The organism is Burkholderia seminalis DSM 23518, from assembly GCF_902832885.1.
Taxonomy (GTDB): Bacteria; Pseudomonadota; Gammaproteobacteria; order Burkholderiales; family Burkholderiaceae; genus Burkholderia; species Burkholderia seminalis.
This window is the reverse complement of record NZ_CADFDK010000001.1, coordinates 367,123-383,950: the sequence shown is the minus strand read 5'-3', so window position 1 is coordinate 383,950 and position 16,828 is coordinate 367,123. Positions and strand designations below refer to the sequence as shown.

General features: G+C 66.5%; 20 protein-coding genes. 7 read left to right on the top strand and 13 right to left on the bottom strand.

What is annotated here, in order from left to right; translation table 11 throughout:
• Nucleotides 1-94: 94 nt before the first annotated feature.
• The 10 genes from HWX00_RS01790 to HWX00_RS01745 form a co-directional block, all read right to left on the bottom strand.
• A complete protein-coding gene (locus tag HWX00_RS01790; protein WP_034188682.1) occupies nt 95-1,105 on the bottom strand; it encodes an inorganic phosphate transporter in 1,011 nt (336 codons plus the stop codon).
• Nucleotides 1,106-1,115: 10 nt separating this feature from the next.
• Nucleotides 1,116-1,742, bottom strand: coding sequence for a DUF47 domain-containing protein (locus HWX00_RS01785; RefSeq protein WP_034188683.1), 627 nt, complete (start codon nt 1,740-1,742; stop codon nt 1,116-1,118).
• A gap of 138 nt (nt 1,743-1,880) precedes the next feature.
• Nucleotides 1,881-3,263: a replicative DNA helicase gene (locus HWX00_RS01780; protein WP_006486249.1), complete on the bottom strand. Its 1,383-nt coding sequence runs from the start codon at nt 3,261-3,263 to the stop codon at nt 1,881-1,883.
• 135 nt (nt 3,264-3,398) lie between these two features.
• A complete protein-coding gene (gene rplI, locus HWX00_RS01775) occupies nt 3,399-3,851 on the bottom strand; it encodes a 50S ribosomal protein L9 (RefSeq protein WP_021156519.1) in 453 nt (150 codons plus the stop codon).
• A gap of 27 nt (nt 3,852-3,878) precedes the next feature.
• On the bottom strand, nt 3,879-4,154 hold the full coding sequence (rpsR, locus tag HWX00_RS01770) for a 30S ribosomal protein S18 (protein ID WP_011657068.1): 276 nt from the start codon (nt 4,152-4,154) through the stop codon (nt 3,879-3,881).
• A gap of 4 nt (nt 4,155-4,158) precedes the next feature.
• On the bottom strand, nt 4,159-4,458 hold the full coding sequence (priB, locus tag HWX00_RS01765) for a primosomal replication protein N (RefSeq protein ID WP_034188684.1): 300 nt from the start codon (nt 4,456-4,458) through the stop codon (nt 4,159-4,161).
• Between the two features lie 40 nt (nt 4,459-4,498).
• Entirely contained in the window at nt 4,499-4,873 is a 375-nt protein-coding gene (gene rpsF / locus HWX00_RS01760; RefSeq protein ID WP_004193673.1) for a 30S ribosomal protein S6, read from the bottom strand.
• A gap of 241 nt (nt 4,874-5,114) precedes the next feature.
• Nucleotides 5,115-6,005, bottom strand: coding sequence for an anti-sigma factor family protein (locus HWX00_RS01755; protein WP_034188685.1), 891 nt, complete (start codon nt 6,003-6,005; stop codon nt 5,115-5,117).
• Complete coding sequence (locus HWX00_RS01750) at nt 5,995-6,636, bottom strand: RNA polymerase sigma factor (RefSeq protein WP_034188686.1); 642 nt, start codon at nt 6,634-6,636, stop codon at nt 5,995-5,997. Before HWX00_RS01750 ends, HWX00_RS01755 begins: the two co-directional genes overlap by 11 nt.
• Before the next feature lie 162 nt (nt 6,637-6,798).
• Nucleotides 6,799-7,710, bottom strand: coding sequence for a LysR family transcriptional regulator (locus HWX00_RS01745; protein WP_031399242.1), 912 nt, complete (start codon nt 7,708-7,710; stop codon nt 6,799-6,801).
• A 172-nt stretch (nt 7,711-7,882) separates the two neighbouring features.
• Here HWX00_RS01745 and gcl point away from each other — a divergent pair, with 172 nt between their 5' ends.
• From gcl to HWX00_RS01730, 3 genes are read left to right on the top strand one after another with little or no spacing between them, the layout of a single operon-like run.
• Nucleotides 7,883-9,658, top strand: a complete 1,776-nt coding sequence (gene gcl, locus HWX00_RS01740; protein WP_175027207.1) for a glyoxylate carboligase — start codon at nt 7,883-7,885, stop codon at nt 9,656-9,658.
• Between the two features lie 42 nt (nt 9,659-9,700).
• Nucleotides 9,701-10,510, top strand: coding sequence for a hydroxypyruvate isomerase (gene hyi / locus HWX00_RS01735; protein WP_034188688.1), 810 nt, complete (start codon nt 9,701-9,703; stop codon nt 10,508-10,510).
• A gap of 41 nt (nt 10,511-10,551) precedes the next feature.
• Nucleotides 10,552-11,445: a 2-hydroxy-3-oxopropionate reductase gene (locus HWX00_RS01730; protein ID WP_034188689.1), complete on the top strand. Its 894-nt coding sequence runs from the start codon at nt 10,552-10,554 to the stop codon at nt 11,443-11,445.
• A 274-nt stretch (nt 11,446-11,719) separates the two neighbouring features.
• Here the strand turns inward: HWX00_RS01730 and HWX00_RS01725 are convergent, their stop codons facing one another.
• Nucleotides 11,720-11,887 (bottom strand): hypothetical protein, encoded by a 168-nt coding sequence (locus HWX00_RS01725; protein WP_175027206.1) that lies wholly within the window; start codon nt 11,885-11,887, stop codon nt 11,720-11,722.
• 15 nt (nt 11,888-11,902) lie between these two features.
• On the opposite strand from HWX00_RS01725, the gene lysM reads away from it, so the two are divergent.
• The gene (lysM, locus tag HWX00_RS01720) at nt 11,903-12,373 is read left to right on the top strand and encodes a peptidoglycan-binding protein LysM (protein WP_034188690.1); all 471 of its coding nucleotides are present in this window, start codon (nt 11,903-11,905) and stop codon (nt 12,371-12,373) included.
• A gap of 88 nt (nt 12,374-12,461) precedes the next feature.
• Here lysM and HWX00_RS01715 read toward each other — a convergent pair whose 3' ends face one another.
• Nucleotides 12,462-13,484: an asparaginase gene (locus HWX00_RS01715; protein WP_175027205.1), complete on the bottom strand. Its 1,023-nt coding sequence runs from the start codon at nt 13,482-13,484 to the stop codon at nt 12,462-12,464.
• A gap of 271 nt (nt 13,485-13,755) precedes the next feature.
• Between HWX00_RS01715 and HWX00_RS01710 the strand changes: the two genes are divergently transcribed.
• From HWX00_RS01710 to HWX00_RS01700, 3 genes are all read left to right on the top strand, one after another.
• Complete coding sequence (locus HWX00_RS01710; RefSeq protein WP_011549641.1) at nt 13,756-14,046, top strand: PsiF family protein; 291 nt, start codon at nt 13,756-13,758, stop codon at nt 14,044-14,046.
• A gap of 270 nt (nt 14,047-14,316) precedes the next feature.
• Nucleotides 14,317-14,766, top strand: a complete 450-nt coding sequence (locus HWX00_RS01705; protein WP_034188692.1) for a membrane protein — start codon at nt 14,317-14,319, stop codon at nt 14,764-14,766.
• 231 nt (nt 14,767-14,997) lie between these two features.
• Nucleotides 14,998-15,585, top strand: coding sequence for a BPSL1445 family SYLF domain-containing lipoprotein (locus tag HWX00_RS01700; RefSeq protein WP_034188693.1), 588 nt, complete (start codon nt 14,998-15,000; stop codon nt 15,583-15,585).
• A 105-nt stretch (nt 15,586-15,690) separates the two neighbouring features.
• Here HWX00_RS01700 and HWX00_RS01695 read toward each other — a convergent pair whose 3' ends face one another.
• Entirely contained in the window at nt 15,691-16,755 is a 1,065-nt protein-coding gene (locus HWX00_RS01695; protein ID WP_034188694.1) for a glycosyltransferase family 4 protein, read from the bottom strand.
• Nucleotides 16,756-16,828: the final 73 nt, after the last annotated feature.

The following is a 16,828-nucleotide window of genomic DNA, read 5'->3' as shown; positions in this document are numbered from 1 at the left end:
GCCCGTTCCGTCGCCCACTCGCCGCTCCAAAAGAAAATGCGCCGCAGCCTTTCGGCTTGCGGCGCATCGGATGTCGATCCGGCAGTGTCGGCGATCAGAAAATCTGGTGGCCGAGCCACCATCCGCCGGCCGCGAACAGCGCGGCGGCGGGCAGCGTCAGCACCCACGCCCACACGATGTTGCCGGCGACGCCCCAGCGCACGGCCGACAGCTTCTGGGTCGCGCCGACGCCGACGATCGCGCCGGTGATGGTGTGCGTGGTCGACACCGGAATGCCGAGGAACGACGCGAGGAACAGCGTCATCGCGCCACCGGTTTCCGCGCAGAAACCGCCGACCGGCTTGAGCTTCGTGATCTTCTGGCCCATCGTGCGCACGATGCGCCAGCCGCCGAACAGCGTGCCGAGGCCCATCGACAGGTAACACGCGCCGATCACCCACGCAGGCGGCGCATCGGCGCCGGCCGACGCGTAGCCGCTTGCGATCAGCAGCATCCAGATGATGCCGATCGTCTTCTGCGCGTCGTTGCCGCCGTGGCCGAGGCTGTACAGGCCGGCCGACAGCAGCTGCAGACGGCGGAAACGCCGGTCGACCTTGCTTGGCGCGGTACGGAAATACAGCCACGACACGCCGAGCATGAACAGCGAACCGAGGATGAAGCCGAGCAGCGGCGAAATGAAGATGAACGCAACCGTCTTCAGCAGCCCGTCGATGTTCAACGAGCTCCAGCCCGACTTCGCGAGCGCCGCGCCGACGAGGCCGCCGATCAGCGCGTGCGACGAGCTCGACGGAATCCCGTAATACCACGTGATCACGTTCCAGCCGATCGCACCGACCAGCGCGCCGAAGATGACGTAGTGGTCGACGATTTCGGGATCGATCGTGCCTTTACCGACGGTCTGCGCGACTTTCAGGTGGAAGATGAAGTACGCGATGACGTTGAACGCCGCCGCGAACACGACGGCCTGCTGGGGCTTCAGCACCCCGGTCGACACGACGGTGGCGATCGAGTTCGCCGCGTCGTGAAAGCCGTTCATGAAGTCGAATACGAGCGCGACGAGCACGAGCGCCGCGACCATCCATAGGGCGAGTTGTATCGAATGCATCGTGGTCCGCTCAGGCGTTTTCCAGCACGATGCCTTCGATGATGTTCGCGACGTCCTCGCACTTGTCGGTGATCTCTTCGAGCAGCTCGTAGATCGCCTTCAGCTTGATGAGCGTCTTCACGTCGTCTTCCTCGCGGAACAGCTTCGACATCGCCGCGCGCAGCACGCGATCGGCCTCCGACTCCCAGCGGTCGATCTCCTCGCATTGCTTGAGGATCTGTGCCGACTGCTTCATGTCGGACAGCAGCCCGACCGCCTGTTGCACGTGCTGGGCCGACTGCGTGACGATGTGCGCGAGCTGGCTCGCCTCCGACGTGACCGAACGCACGTCGTACAGCGACACGGCCGTCGCGACGTCTTCCATCAGGTCGAGGATGTCGTCCATCGTCGTGATCAGCTTGTGGATCTCGTCGCGATCGAGCGGCGTGATGAAGGTCTTGTGCAGCAGATCGATCGCCTCGTGCGTGAGCTTGTCGGCGGCCTTCTCGGCGGTCTGCACGTTTTGCTTGTGAATCTCGGCGTCGGCGAGATTGTCGATCAGCAGTTCGAGCTCGCGGCCACCGGAAACGATGTGCTTCGCGTGCGCGTTGAAGAGTTCAAAGAACTTGCCCTCGGTGGGCATGAATCGACCGAACATGGGATTCCTGAGAGATTGTCAAACTACTGTCACGAAAACGGGCGACATTGTACCGTTTTCGGTTGCGACGCGACGCGCGCATATGCGCGCGCCGGGATTGGATACAACGTTTGGCGATTTAGGCCTTTACAAGCGGCGTCACTCGCCGTAGAAGGTCTGCGCCCCTGCAAAGTTATCGAACTTCGTATATTGACCCAGGAACGTGAGCCGAACGGGGCCGATCGGACCGTTACGCTGCTTGCCGATGATGATCTCGGCCGTTCCTTTGTCCGGGCTGTCCGGATTGTAGACTTCATCGCGGTAAATGAACAGGATCACGTCCGCATCCTGTTCGATTGCGCCTGATTCGCGCAGATCGGACATCACTGGACGCTTGTTCGGGCGCTGTTCGAGGCCGCGGTTCAGCTGCGACAGCGCGATCACCGGCACGTCGAGCTCCTTCGCGAGGCTCTTCAGCGATCGCGAGATTTCCGAGATTTCGGTCGCGCGGTTCTCGCCCTGCGACGAACCCGACATCAGCTGCAGGTAGTCGACGATGATCAGGCCGAGCTTGCCGCATTGCCGCGCAAGACGCCGCGCGCGCGAGCGCAATTCCATCGGGTTCAGGCCGCCCGTCTCGTCGATGAAGAGCTGCGCCTCGCTCATCTTCTGCACCGCATGCGTCAGCTTCGGCCAGTCCTCGTCCGTCAGCCGGCCCGTCCGCATCCGGTGCTGGTCGAGCCGGCCGATCGAGCCGAGCATACGCATCACGAGCTGGGTGCCCGGCATTTCCATCGAGAACACCGCGACCGGCAGCCCGTACTCGACCGCGACATATTCGCCGATGTTCATCGAAAACGCGGTCTTGCCCATCGACGGCCGTCCCGCCACGATGATCAGCTCGCCGCCGTGCATCCCGGACGTCATCCGGTCGAGGTCGACGAAGCCCGTCGGCGTGCCCGTGACGTCGCTCGGATTCGCGGTGTGGTACAGCGTGTCGATCCGCTCGACGACCTGCGTGAGCAGCGGGCCGATCTCGAGGAAGCCCTGGTTGCCGCGCGCGCCCTCTTCCGCGATCGAGAACACCTTCGATTCGGCTTCGTCGAGCAGCTGACGGACTTCCTTGCCTTGCGGATTGAACGCGTCGGCCGAGATTTCGTCGGCAACCGACACGAGCCGGCGCAACACCGCGCGATCGCGCACGATTTCCGCATAACGACGGATGTTCGCGGCGCTCGGCGTGTTCTGCGCGAGGGCGTTCAGGTACGCGAGGCCGCCCACGTCGTCGGCCTTGCCGGACGTGGTCAGCGCTTCGTACACGGTCACGACGTCGGCCGGCCGCGTCGACGCGATCAGGCGGCCGATGTGCTCGTAGATGATCCGGTGGTCGTAGCGATAGAAATCGCCCTGCGACAGGAAGTCGGCAATCCGGTCCCATGCCGCGTTGTCGAGCAACAGGCCGCCGAGCACCGACTGCTCGGCTTCGACCGAATGCGGCGGGACTTTCAGCGATTCGATTTGAGGATCTTGCGGCGCGTTCATGGGTTGGGATTATCGCGAATAGATCGCTGCAGCGCTACCGCTCAGGCGATCGGGCAATAAAAAAGGCAGGCCCCGGTTGCCCGGGCGCCTGCCCTTGTCCGGACGACGGAAGCCGCCCGGAAAGCCTGCGTACGCTTACGCGTGGTCGCCGATCACGTTGATCGTGACGTCGACGACGACGTCCGTGTGCAGCGCGACCTGCACGTTGTGCTCGCCGATCATCTTCAGCGGGCCTTCCGGCATGCGAACTTGCAGCTTCTCGACTTCGAAACCTGCCTTCTTCAGCAGTTCCGCGACGTCGCCGTTCGTGACCGAGCCGAACAGACGGCCGTCAACGCCCGACTTCTGCGTGATTTCGAACGACTGGCCGTTCAGCTTCTCGCCGACTGCCTGCGATGCCGCCAGCTTTTCAGCGGCGATCTTTTCGAGTTCAGCGCGGCGCACTTCGAATTCGGCGATCGCTTCCTTCGTTGCACGGCGAGCCTTGCGGTTCGGGATCAGGAAGTTGCGAGCGTAACCGTCCTTGACCTTGACGATGTCGCCGAGGTTACCCAGATTGGCGACTTTTTCCAACAGAATGATTTGCATTCGAATTCTCCTTATTGCGTCGCCTGATTACGCCTTGTGCTGATCGGTGTACGGCAGCAGCGCGAGGAAACGCGCACGCTTGATGGCCGTATCCAGCTGACGCTGATAGTGCGCCTTCGTACCCGTCAGACGAGCCGGCGTGATCTTGCCGTTTTCGCCGATGAAGTCCTTCAGCGTTTCCGTGTCCTTGTAGTCGATCTGGTCGACGCCTGCAGCCGTGAAACGGCAGAACTTCTTGCGCTTGAAGAGCGGGTTTTGTTGCTGACGACGCTTGTCGAATTTCTTACCAGTCGGGCGGGGCATGATTTCAGTCCTTTCCAATGTCCTGCAATGCTGTGATGTGAAACACCAAGGTTCTCGCGTTGCGGCTTTTCTTGGCCAGGAAGCCCGTGAACAGCGTTTCGACGCCCATTTCACGACTCTCCAGCCTGCCGCTCGCCTCACCGGCCGCCACCGCCTCGATCGTCATTTCGACCTGACGGGGGATGCCTGCCTCGACGACTTCCGTGCGGTGCTGCAATGTGGCGCTAGCGATCGGAACACCTGCCGGCGTATATCGCACCGGTGCGCGTTCGACGACGCTCGCCGTCAATTGCAACCTGTTCACGAGAGTGGCGCGCTCCTTGATGGCTTAATGAATGACGAACTTAAGCCTGCGCTTCGGTCGGCTGAGCTGCAGCCGCCTTCTTGGCTTCTTCGCGCTGAACTTCCTTCATCATCGGCGACGGGCCGGTTTCGGCCTTCTTCATCTTGACGATGAGGTGACGCAGCACGGCGTCGTTGAACTTGAACGCGTGTTCGAGTTCGTCGAGCGTCGTCTGGTCGCACTCGATGTTCATGCAGACGTAGTGAGCCTTCGCGAGTTTCTCGATCATGTAGGCCAGTTGGCGACGGCCCCAGTCTTCGACACGGTGGATCTGGCCACCGTGCGACGTGATCGTGGACTTGTAGCGCTCGATCATCGCGGGCACTTGCTCGCTTTGATCCGGGTGCACGATGAAGACGATTTCGTAATGACGCATTACACACTCCTTGTGGATTAAAGCCACCCGGGCGTCTGAACCGGTGTGGCAAGTGAGAAGCCGAAGATTCTAACCCGATTACGGGGCGCATGCAAGGCCAATCAACGATCGGCGCGCGGATTCGGCCATGTTTTCAAAGACTTGAACGGACGGGCCGGCGCACGTGCTCGCCTGTCGGCTCTTTTTATCGGGGCCCGAACGCCGGCCGCGCGCGCGGCGGGGCGCGGCCGGCGTCGCGCCATCACTCGCCGCGCGTGCCCGACAGCCGCGCGTCGAGCGCCGTCCGGAACGCCGTGAGCGCCGACGGCTCGGCGTCGGTCACGGCCCACCACGTCATCCCGGCCGCGTCCCAGCGGTCGAGCGCATAGCCCTGCGACACGGTCGTGTACGGGGCCGCCGGCCCTTCGCCGGCCGGCCGCACGTAGACGTCGATCACGTGCTGCCGGTAGCGGTACACGAGCACCGCGACGCGACGCCGCCCGACGTAGTCGAGCCGCCCGCCGACCAGCGCGAAGCCGTCCGCCGCGAGATCCTCGACCGGCGGCGCATAGTCGAGCCGGCCGTTGAACCATGGCTTGACCGTGTGGCGGTCGGTCGAGATCACGTCGATGTCGCGCGCCGACAGGCCGGCCCGCACGTGGCTCGAGACGAGTTCGTCGACGGTGCGGTCGGTGTCGGCATGGCGCGCGGACAGCGTCATCCCGCCCGCCGCCGCGAGGGCCACCAGCAGCGCGACGCCCCAGCCGAGCCCCGGCCATGCGGCGACGCGCGGCCCGGCGCCGGCCGCGGCAGGCCGTGTCGGCCCGCCCCGCCCCGCCAGCCAGGGAAACCAGCCGCGACCGCGCGGACGCGGCTGCGATCGAGGCTCGGGCCGAAACCCCGCGCCCGCCGGCTCGCGAACGGGCGCGTCGGCCGCGGCCGGCAGACCGGCCAGGATGCCCGCCCGCAGCGCATCCGGCGCACGGTGGTAATCGGCCTGCCGCACGGCCTGCACCAGCGTGACGATCCGCGCGCGTTCGCGGCGGCACGCATCGCACCCTTCGACATGCTGCTGGACCCGCAACGCATCGGGCGCCGACAGCTCGCGGTCGACGTCCGCGTCCAGCAACGCGCGCGCTTCGTTACAGTCCATCGATAGCCTCCGATGCGGTTCCGCCGGCCGGCGTACGGGCCGGCCTGCCTTCGGGCGCCGGTGCCGGCACGCCGCCCAGCAGCGCGGCCAGCTTGCGCCGGCCGCGCGCGAGCCGCGACATCACCGTGCCGACCGGCACGTCCGCGATCGCCGCGATCTCGCGGTAACTCAGGTCCTCCATCTCGCGCAGCACGAGCACCTCGCGGTACTCGGGCGGCAGCTTCGCGAGCGCCGCATTCACGAGCCGCACGTTCTCGCCGCGCAGCAGCTGCGCGAGCGGATCCTCCGCCGCCGGCTGCCAGTCGTCGGGCACGTCGGTGTCGTCCAGCGTATCGGGCAGCGCGACCTCGTGCGCATGCGTGCGGCGCCGCCACTCGGTGTACCAGGTGTGGCGCACGATCGTCAGCAGCCATGGCCGCGCGTTGTCGCCGCGACACGAATCGACGAAGCGCAGCGCGCGCATGCACGCGTCCTGCACGACGTCGTCCGCGTCGCCGGCATTGCCGCTCAGCCAGCGCGCAAGGTTGTACGCGGCGTCGAGATGCGGCAGCACGAGCGTGCGAAACCGCTCGCCGCGCGCGACCGCGTCGTCCGCCGCCCGTTCATCGACCGCCTGTCCGGCTTGCCCCACATGGCCTCCCTGGTCCCGGCGGCCGATGCCGCGCCCGTTCCGCGCACGGCGCCCGGACAGACCGGCAGCGTGCGCGCTCGATGACCATACCGTTGCTGCGTCGAGTTTATTCCCGCGCCGGGGGCACGAAGCGAAAAAAAGCGCCGGGAGGCCCGCCGCTCGTTACGGCGTGGTGCTCCAGTAGCCGGGGCGCGCATACGCGGCCCTCAGGTAGTCGATGAAATAGCGCACGCGCGCCGGCACGTAGCGCTGCTGCGGGTAGACCGCGAGGATGTCGTAGTCGGGCAGCGCGTATTCGTCGAGCACGGTCTCCAGCTCGCCCGTCTCCAGCTGCGCGGCGATTTCCCAGGTCGAGCGCCAGCCGAGCCCGAGCCCCTCGGCCACCCAGCGGTGCAGCAGCTCGCCGTCGTTGCAGTCGAGGTTGCCGGTCACGCGCATCGTCGCGATCTTGCCGTGGCGCTGGAAATACCAGCCGCGGTTCTGTCCGCCCTGCAGGTTGAAAGCCAGGCAGTTGTGCTTCAGCAGGTCGTCGAGCGATTTCGGCCGGCCGTGTCGGCGGAAATACCCGGGCGTGCCGCAGACGACGCGCCGGTTCGACGCGAGCTTCACCGCGACGAAGTTCGGATCGACGGCGCCGCCGATCCGGATCGACAGGTCGTAGCCTTCGCGCACGAGATCGACGACGCGGTCGGTCAGGTTGAACGACAGCTGCATCTCGGGCTTGTCGGCCAGAAAGCCGGGCGCATGCGGCGCGACGTGCTTGCGCCCGAATGCGGCCGGCGCCGAGACGATCAGGTGCCCGCTGACCGCGCGCCGCCCGGCGGCCAGCTCGTTCTCGGCCTGGTCCCATTCGGACAGCAGCCCGCGGCAGCGCTCGAGGAACGCGGCGCCCTCCTCGCTGACCACCAGCCGCCGCGTCGAGCGGTACATCAGCTTCACGCCGAGGCGTTTCTCCAGCGCGTCGATGCGCCGCCCGAGCACCACCGGCGACACCCCCTCCTCGAGCGCCGCCGCCGCGAGGCTGCCGGCATCGGCAACCCGCACGAACGTCTCGATCTGCTTGAAGCGATCCATCTCCTGTCTCCGTCTCCGTTCCGGCCCCGCGAGAAGCCCCGTCAGGCCGTCATCCCATACTTTTAGTTTCGAAATAAACGACTTGGGCGGATCTTATCAAACCTTTCCTGCATCCCTAAAGTGTCCCCAACAGACCCATTCGCAAGATCCGCCACATATCAAGGAGACATTCATGGCCAAGATGAGAGCCGTCGACGCGGCAGTGCTCGTGCTCGAGAAGGAAGGCATCCAGACCGCGTTCGGCGTGCCGGGCGCGGCGATCAACCCGTTCTACTCCGCGATGCGCAAGTCCGGCGGCATCAGTCACGTGCTGGCGCGCCACGTCGAAGGCGCATCGCACATGGCCGAAGGCTTCACGCGTGCGGCGCCCGGCAACATCGGCGTGTGCATCGGCACGTCGGGCCCCGCCGGCACCGACATGATCACCGGCCTCTACTCCGCGTCCGCCGACTCGATTCCGATCCTCGCGATCACCGGCCAGGCGCCGCGTGCCCGCCTGTACAAGGAAGACTTCCAGGCCGTCGACATCGAGTCGATCGCGAAGCCCGTCACGAAGTGGGCCGTCACCGTGCGCGAACCGGCGCTCGTGCCGCGTGCGTTCCAGCAAGCCTTCCACCTGATGCGCTCGGGCCGTCCGGGCCCGGTGCTGGTCGACCTGCCGATCGACGTGCAGCTCGCCGAAATCGAATTCGACATCGACACGTACGAACCGCTGCCGGTCTACAAGCCCGCGGCCACCCGCGCGCAGATCGAGAAGGCGCTCGCGATGCTCAACGACGCGGACAAGCCGCTGATCGTGTCGGGCGGCGGCGTGCTCAACGCGGCGGCCGAAGACCTGCTCGTCCAGTTCGCCGAAACGATCGGCGTGCCGGTGATCCCGACGCTGATGTCGTGGGGCGCGATTCCGGACGACCACCCGCTGATGGCCGGCATGGTCGGCCTGCAGACGTCGCACCGCTACGGCAACGCCACGCTGCTCGCGTCCGACTTCGTGCTCGGCATCGGCAACCGCTGGGCGAACCGCCACACGGGCAGCGTCGAGGTCTACACGAAGGGCCGCAAGTTCGTGCACGTCGACATCGAGCCGACGCAGATCGGCCGCGTGTTCGGCCCGGATCTCGGCATCGTGTCCGACGCGAAGGCCGCGCTCGAGCTGTTCGTCGCCGTCGCACGGGAATGGCAGGCCGCCGGCAAGCTGAAGGACCGCGGCGCATGGGTCGCGGAATGCCAGGCACGCAAGCGCACGCTGCAGCGCAAGACGCACTTCGACAACGTGCCGGTCAAGCCGCAGCGCGTGTACGAAGAGATGAACAAGGTGTTCGGCCGCGATACCTGCTACGTCAGCACGATCGGCCTGTCGCAGATCGCCGCCGCGCAGTTCCTGCACGTGTTCAAGGCGCGCAACTGGATCAACTGCGGCCAGGCCGGCCCGCTCGGCTGGACGATCCCCGCCGCGCTCGGCGTGCGTGCCGCCGACCCGAGCCGCCCGATCGTCGCGCTGTCCGGCGACTACGACTTCCAGTTCATGATCGAGGAGCTGGCGGCCGGCGCGCAATTCAAGCTGCCGTACGTGCACGTGGTCGTGAACAACTCGTACCTCGGGCTGATCCGCCAGGCCCAGCGCGCGTTCGACATGGACTACTGCGTGCAGCTCGCGTTCGACAACGTGAACGCGCCGGAACTGAACGGCTACGGCGTCGACCACGTGGCCGTCGCGGAAGGCCTCGGCTGCAAGGCGCTGCGCGTGTTCAAGCCGGAAGAGATCGAGCCGGCGCTGCGCCAGGCGCAAACGCTCGCGGAACAGTTCAGCGTGCCGGTGGTCGTCGAAGTGATCCTCGAGCGCGTGACGAACATCTCGATGGGCACCGAAATCGACGCGATCAACGAATTCGAGGATCTCGCCGAGAAGGCCGAGCACGCGCCGACCGCGATCTCAATGCTCGACTGAACCGCCAGACCATTTGACTGACCGACCGAAGAGGCTTAGCTCATGCCGAAGTTTGCTGCAAACCTGACCATGCTGTTCAACGAAGTGCCGTTCCTCGACCGCTTCAAGGCGGCCGCCGACGCGGGCTTCGACGCCGTCGAATTCCTGTTCCCGTACCCGTACGCGAAAGAGGAACTCGCCGAGCGGCTCGAGACGCACCGCCTGCGCCTCGTGCTGCACAACCTGCCCGCCGGCAACTGGGACCAGGGCGAGCGCGGCATCGCCTGCCTGCCCGATCGCGTCGGCGAATTCCAGGAGGGTGTCGGCCGTGCGATCGAGTACGCGAAGGCGCTGAAGGTGCCGCAGCTGAACTGCCTCGTCGGCATTCCGTCGGCAAGCACCGCGCGCGACAAGACGTTCGTCACGATCGTCGACAACCTGCGCTTCGCGGCCGACGCGCTGAAGCGCGCAGGCATTCGCCTGCTCGTCGAGCCGTGCAACAGCTTCGACATTCCGGGCTTCGCGCTGAACCGTTCGTCGGAAGGCCTCGACGTGATTCGCGCGGTCGGCTCGGACAACCTGTTCCTGCAGTACGACATCTATCACATGCAGCGCATGGAAGGCGAACTGGCCGCGACGATCGAACGCAACCTCGCGTCGATCGGCCACGTCCAGCTCGCGGACAACCCGGGCCGCAACGAGCCGGGCACGGGCGAGATCAACTACGCGTTCCTGTTCGCGCTGCTCGACCGGCTCGGTTATGCCGGCTACGTCGGCTGCGAATACAAGCCCCGCACCACCACGACGGAAGGCCTCGGCTGGCTGCAAAGCGTCGCCGGCTGCGCACCGGGCTCGGCGCGTCGCGCCGCCTGAGTCGTCCCCTTCCCGTCATCCGCCCAATAGGAGACTTTCACATGGCAACCATCGGTTTCATCGGCCTCGGCATCATGGGCGCGCACATGGCGCGCAACCTGCTCAAGGGCGACCACCAGCTCGTCGTGAACGGCGCGTTCCCGATCCCGGACGATCTGCGCGCGAGCGCGAAGGTCGTCGCGAACTCGACCGAAGTCGCGCAGCACGCCGACATCATCATCTCGATGGTGCCGGATACGCCGGACGTGCGTAACGTGCTGTTCGCCGACGACGGCGTCGCGAAGGGTCTGACGGCCGGCAAGCTCGTGATCGACATGAGCTCGATTTCGCCGCTCGACACGCAGGCTTTCGCGAAGCAGATCAACGCGCTCGGTTGCGACTACCTCGACGCACCGGTGTCCGGCGGCGAGGTCGGCGCCCGCGAAGCGACGCTGACGATCATGGTCGGCGGCCCGGAGAAGGCGTTCGAGCGCGCGAAGCCGCTGTTCGAGAAGATGGGCAAGAACATCACGCTCGTCGGCGACAACGGCGCCGGCCAGACCTGCAAGGTCGCGAACCAGATCATCGTCGCGCTGAACATCGAGGCCGTCGGCGAAGCGCTCCTGTTCGCCGCGCGCTCGGGCGCCGATCCGGAGCGCGTTCGCCAGGCGCTGATGGGCGGCTTCGCCGCGTCGCGCATCCTCGAAGTGCACGGCGCGCGGATGACGAAGCGCACGTTCGATCCGGGCTTCCGCATCGAGCTGCATCAGAAGGACCTGAACCTCGCGCTCGACGGCGCACGCAAGCTCGGCCTCGCGCTGCCGCATACGGCCAGCGCGCAGCAGCTGTTCAGCGTGTGCGCATCGCACGGCGGCAAGGCATGGGATCACTCGGCACTCGTACGCGCGCTCGAGATCATGTCGAACTTCGAGATCGGCCAGACGCCGGCCGCGTAACGCGACTGCCGCACCGCGCGTTTCCGCTGCAATGGCGGAGGCGCGCGACAGACATGCGCGAACCGGCCGCGGCCGGTCGCATCGATGCGCGGACACGCGCGCATCACGGTGGGGCGCCCCGCCCTGCATCGCCAACGGCGTGCGGGACGGGGCGAAAAACGCCGCTCTGGGCTGAGAGCGGCGTGGTGGGGTCCGCAGCGGCACCCGGCGGCGCCGGGGAAGCCTTGGTCGGTCAGACGTCGTCGTCGGGTGTCCGCCTGTCGGATTTCGCGTATTACATTTCTTTACGTTCGAGCGCGCGATTTTTCATGCAATCGTCGCGCTGAACGCCTACACTTTCGCCACGCCTTTCGAGAAAACCGCCGCGCTTGCGTTCACGTTCGTGAATGCGCCCAGCGCGGTGTTTTTTCGCCACTTCATGGCGCGTTTTCTGTTCAACCACCTAAGGAGTGCAGCGATGGGTCTTCTTTCGTTTATCAAAGAGGCGGGTGAAAAACTGCTGGGTCATGCCGATGCGCAAGCAGCGGAAGATCCGAATGCCGCAAACCAGACCGCGGCCGATGCGATCAAGAATTACATCAACTCGCAAGGGCTCGACACGTCGAACCTGACCGTCGCGTTCGACGGCGCATCGCGCACCGTCACGCTGTCGGGCAGCGTCGCCGACCTCGACACGAAGGCGAAGGTCAAGGTCGCGGCCGGCAACGTGCAAGGCGTCGCGGGCGTCAACGACGACGATCTGCAGCCGGACGATCCCGAAGTGCAGTATCACGACGTGAAGCCGGGCGACACGCTGTCGGCGATCGCCAAGGAAGTGTATGGCGACGCGAACAAGTATCCGGCGATCTTCGAAGCGAACAAGCCGATGCTGTCGAGCCCGGACCGGATCTACCCGGGCCAGAAGCTCGTGATTCCGCCGCAGTCCTGAGCAAACTTGCCGGACTGATGCAAAAAAGGCAGGCCGATGGCCTGCCTTTTTCATGGGCGCCGCGCGCCGCCCGACCGGCCTGTCGCCGTTACAGCGTGTCGAATGCGCGCTGCAGCGCGTCGCGACCGACAATGCCGTTCGCGAGTGCGAGCATCAGCAGCACGCGTGCCTTGAACGGATTCAGCGAGCCCGCGCTGACGAAACCGAGCGCATCGTCGCTCGCGGCGCCGTTGCGCATCACATGCCCCGACCCGACGCGCGACGCACGGACCACCGCCACGCCGGCCTTCACCGCATCGGCGAGCGCCGCCTGCAGCGTCGCATGGATCGACCCGTTGCCGGTGCCCGCGACGACGAAGCCGCGCACGCCGGCAGCCACGAGCGCGTCGACGGCCGTGCGCGTGACGCCCGCATAGCTCGCGACGACTTCGACGGGCGGCCACGCCGCGGCGATCGCCAGCTGCGAGTCGCGCGAACGCGTGACACGGCGCGCGAATTCGACGCGGCCGTCCTGCACCCAGCCGAGTGCGCCCAGTTCCGGCGACTGGAAGGCGTCGACCGCATAGGTGCTCGTCTTCACGACGTCGCGCGCGGCGTGGATCCGGTTGTTGAACGCGACCAGCACGCCTTGCCCGCGCGCGGCCGGATGGCCGGCCACCGTCACCGCGTTCAGCAGGTTGAGCGGGCCGTCGGACGACAGCGCGGTCGCCGGCCGCATCGCGGCCGTCAGCACGACCGGCTTCTCGCCCGTCACGACCAGATGCAGCGCGTACGCGGTTTCCTCGAGCGTATCGGTGCCGTGCGTGATCACGATGCCGTCGATCGCCGGATCGGCCATCAGCGCGTCGATCCGCGCGGCAAGCGTGTTCCACAGCGGCAGCGCGAGATCCTTGCTGTCGATGCTGGCGATCTGCTCGGCGTCGATACGCGCGACCGACGCGAGCGCCGGTACCGCGTCGACCAGGAAATTGACACCGAGCGCGCCGGCCTGGTAGCCGGCCGTGCTGGCCGCGTCGGGCGCGGCGCCGGCGATCGTGCCGCCGGTAGCGAGCATGGCGATGCGCGGCAGCGCCGCCGCGGACGAAGGGGATGCGGGATTCGGAGTATTCATGGCCGCGATTGTAATGGCTCGCGGCCGGGATCCGGCAGGTTCCGGCGCGGCGGCCGATGCCGGCGGCCACGCGTCATGGTTTGTCCCGATCGCCCGGTCGCATGCGCGGTCAACGGCCGTGGCGTCCGCAACGTTATAGAAAGTGCCGTTGTGGTGTTTTCACATGGATTTGCCATAATCGGAGCGCACGGCGCGATGCGGCCCTATCCGCAACGCGGCGTGCTTCGTGACGGCGTCGATAACACGCAATTCACCCCATGGGAGTGTCGAAATGAAAATCCAATCGCTCGTAGCCGCAGTGCTGCTCGGCGGCATGCTGGCTTCCCCCGCATTCGCGGCGAACAGCCAGCAGGACAAGATGAAGGCCTGCAACACCCAGGCAGCCGGCAAGACGGGCGACGAACGCAAGGCGTTCATGAAGGACTGCCTGTCGGCGAAGCCCGCGAAGGCGATGACGCAGCAGGAAAAGATGAAGGCGTGCAACACGCAGGCCACCGGCAAGAAGGGCGACGATCGCAAGGCGTTCATGAAGAGCTGCCTGAGCAATCAGCCGGCCGCCTGAGTTCCGGCGCTCCCGTATCGAATGCCGCGCACCGCTCCGGCGGGCGCGGCATTTTTCGTTTTCGTTGCACGCGCATCGACACGCGCGTTTCCCCTCCGTCCTCCCCCTTCCCGCCCCGCTTTTCCGGCCCGCCGGCCCGGCACCGCCACATGGTGCGGCAATTCGCCGCGTTTTCTTCTATGATGGCTGCAACGCGGCCCACCCAAGTACAAGAAGCGCCATCGGGCCGCCCTCGAGACGGACGCGCACGCGCGTCAAACGGAGGCTTGGATGGCATGGAGACAACACCGCTGGTTCCGCCGCTGGCTGATCGTGATCGTGTTCTGGGCCGTGCCCGTCGCGATCGTCGCCGTGCGCGAGATCCGCGAGGAAATGGCCTACAACAAGGCGGACCTGCAGCTCGCGCTGACCACCTGGCAGCTCACTGAAGCCCAGCAAGCCGCCGGTGCCGCCGCGAAGTGCCACGGGGATCCTGACGAGGCGCGCGCGGCCGGCTGCCCGGCCGACGTGCTGGCCGCCAACGCGCCGCGCCAGCAGGCGGCCCGCGACGAATACGTGGTGCGCCGCAATACGCTCGCCGGCTACCTGTGGCATGCGTTCGTCGGCTACTGGGTCGTCCCGGCCGCGTTCCTGTTCGCATGCGGGGTCGTGATCGCGCTGATCCGCCGCGCGCTGCGCCGCCCGCCGATCAAGCCGCCCGTCCCGCCCGTCACGCATTGATGTGCGGCGCAAACGCCGCCCTCCCGTCGATCGATCGACCGCCGCCGTGCACCGAATCCACCCGGCGCGCAGGCGCCGGTCCGTCCGTTGGCGCGCCGCGACACCCCCGCGCGATTTGACGCTTTTTCACGTGCCGACGAAAAGAGGCTGTAATCCGCTGTGTTATAACTGCCGACGTGATCCGCTCCATGAGCGAGACTCACTCCGAACATCATCCGATGGAGAAGAACGATGCAAAAACGGAATCTTGTGCTGAAAGCCGCCGCTGCGCTCATCGTCGGTAGCCTCGCGCTCACCGGTTGCACCACCACCCCGGACAAGCCGGACAACGCCGCCACCAACGCGTCGAAGCGCCAGTCGATCGACGCGAGCGTCGACGCCACGCTGTCGCGCATGTACTCGACGGTCAAGGGTTCCCGCGAACTCGTCGCGAAATCGCGCGGCGTGCTGGTCTTCCCCGACGTGATCCAGGCCGGCTTCATCGTCGGCGGCCAGTCGGGCAACGGCGCGCTGCGCGTCGGCGGCAGCACGGTCGGCTACTACAACACGTCGTCGCTGTCCGTCGGCCTGCAGGCCGGTGCGCAGTCGAAGGCGATCGTGTTCCTGTTCATGACGCAGGAAGCGCTCGACGAATTCCGCGGCTCGGACGGCTGGGCAGCCGGCGCCGGCGCTTCGGTCGCACTCGTGAAGATGGGCGCGAACGGCGCCGTCGACACGACCACGGCCACCGCGCCGGTCCAGGTCGTCGTGCTGACGAACGCGGGCCTGATGGGCGACGTGTCGATCAACGGCACGAAGGTCACGAAGCTCAAGATCTGACGCTGACGCACCGCCCGCGCGCGCCGCGCGCGGGCCATGCGCAAACGGCGATGTCCTTGCGGACATCGCCGTTTTTTCATCCGTCCGCGTGCCGCGTCGGCACGTTCAGGTCGTCGAGTCGATCACCTTGAAGCGCGAGCGTTTCTGCGCGCGGATCACCGACTGGTAGACGTCGACGTACTGCTGCGCCATCCGGCGCGACGTGAAGCGCTCCTCGAAGCGCTGCCGCACGCGCGCACGCGGCAGCAGGTGCAGCCGGTTCACGGCGGCCACCGCGCTGATTTCATCCTCGACGATGAACCCCGACACGCCCTCGTCCACCACCTCGGGCACCGCGCCGCGATTGAACGCGACCACCGGCGTGCCGCACGACATCGCCTCGATCATCACGAGGCCGAACGGCTCCGGCCAGTCGATCGGAAACAGCAGCGCATGCGCGCCCGACAGGAACTCGGCCTTCTGGTGATCGGCGATCTCGCCGATGTATTCGACGTGCGGCAGCGCGAACAGCGGCTTGATCTCGCGCTCGAAGTACTCCTGGTCGGCCGCGTCGATCTTCGCGGCGATCCGGATCGGCAGCCCGCACTGGCGCGCGATGCGGATCGCGGTATCGACGCGCTTTTCCGGCGAGATGCGGCCGAGGAACGCGAGATAGCGCGGCTCGACCGGTTGTGGCATGTACAGCGTGTCGGGCAGCCCGTGATAGACGGTCGTCAGCCATTTCGCCTGCGGCAGCGGCTGGCGCTGCGAGTTCGAAATCGAGATCACCGGCGCCGTGTTGAACGTGTCGAACACCGGCTGCTGCTCGGGCAGGTCGAGCCGGCCGTGCAGCGTCGTCACGTACGGCGTTTCCTGCCGGTTGAAGACCGAGAACGAGTAGTAGTCCATGTGGAAATGGAGCACGTCGAAATCCTTCGCGCGGCGCGCGACCGTCTCCATCAGCAGCATGTGCGGGGCGACGCGGTCGCGGATCGACGAATCGAGCCGCAGCGCGCGCGGCCACACGGGCTCGAGCCGTGCCCGCGTCGTCGAGTCGCCGCTCGCGAACAGCGTCACGTCGTGGCCAAGCTCGACGAGCGCCTCGGTGATGTAGGACACGACGCGCTCGGTGCCGCCGTACAGCTTCGGCGGCACGGATTCGGTCAGCGGGGCGATCTGCGCAATTCTCATGGTCCACGTCTCCTGTGTCCTTCCCTGGCGGCCCGGCCGGCGGGCGATCGCGCATTGCGCGCGCCCGACCCTT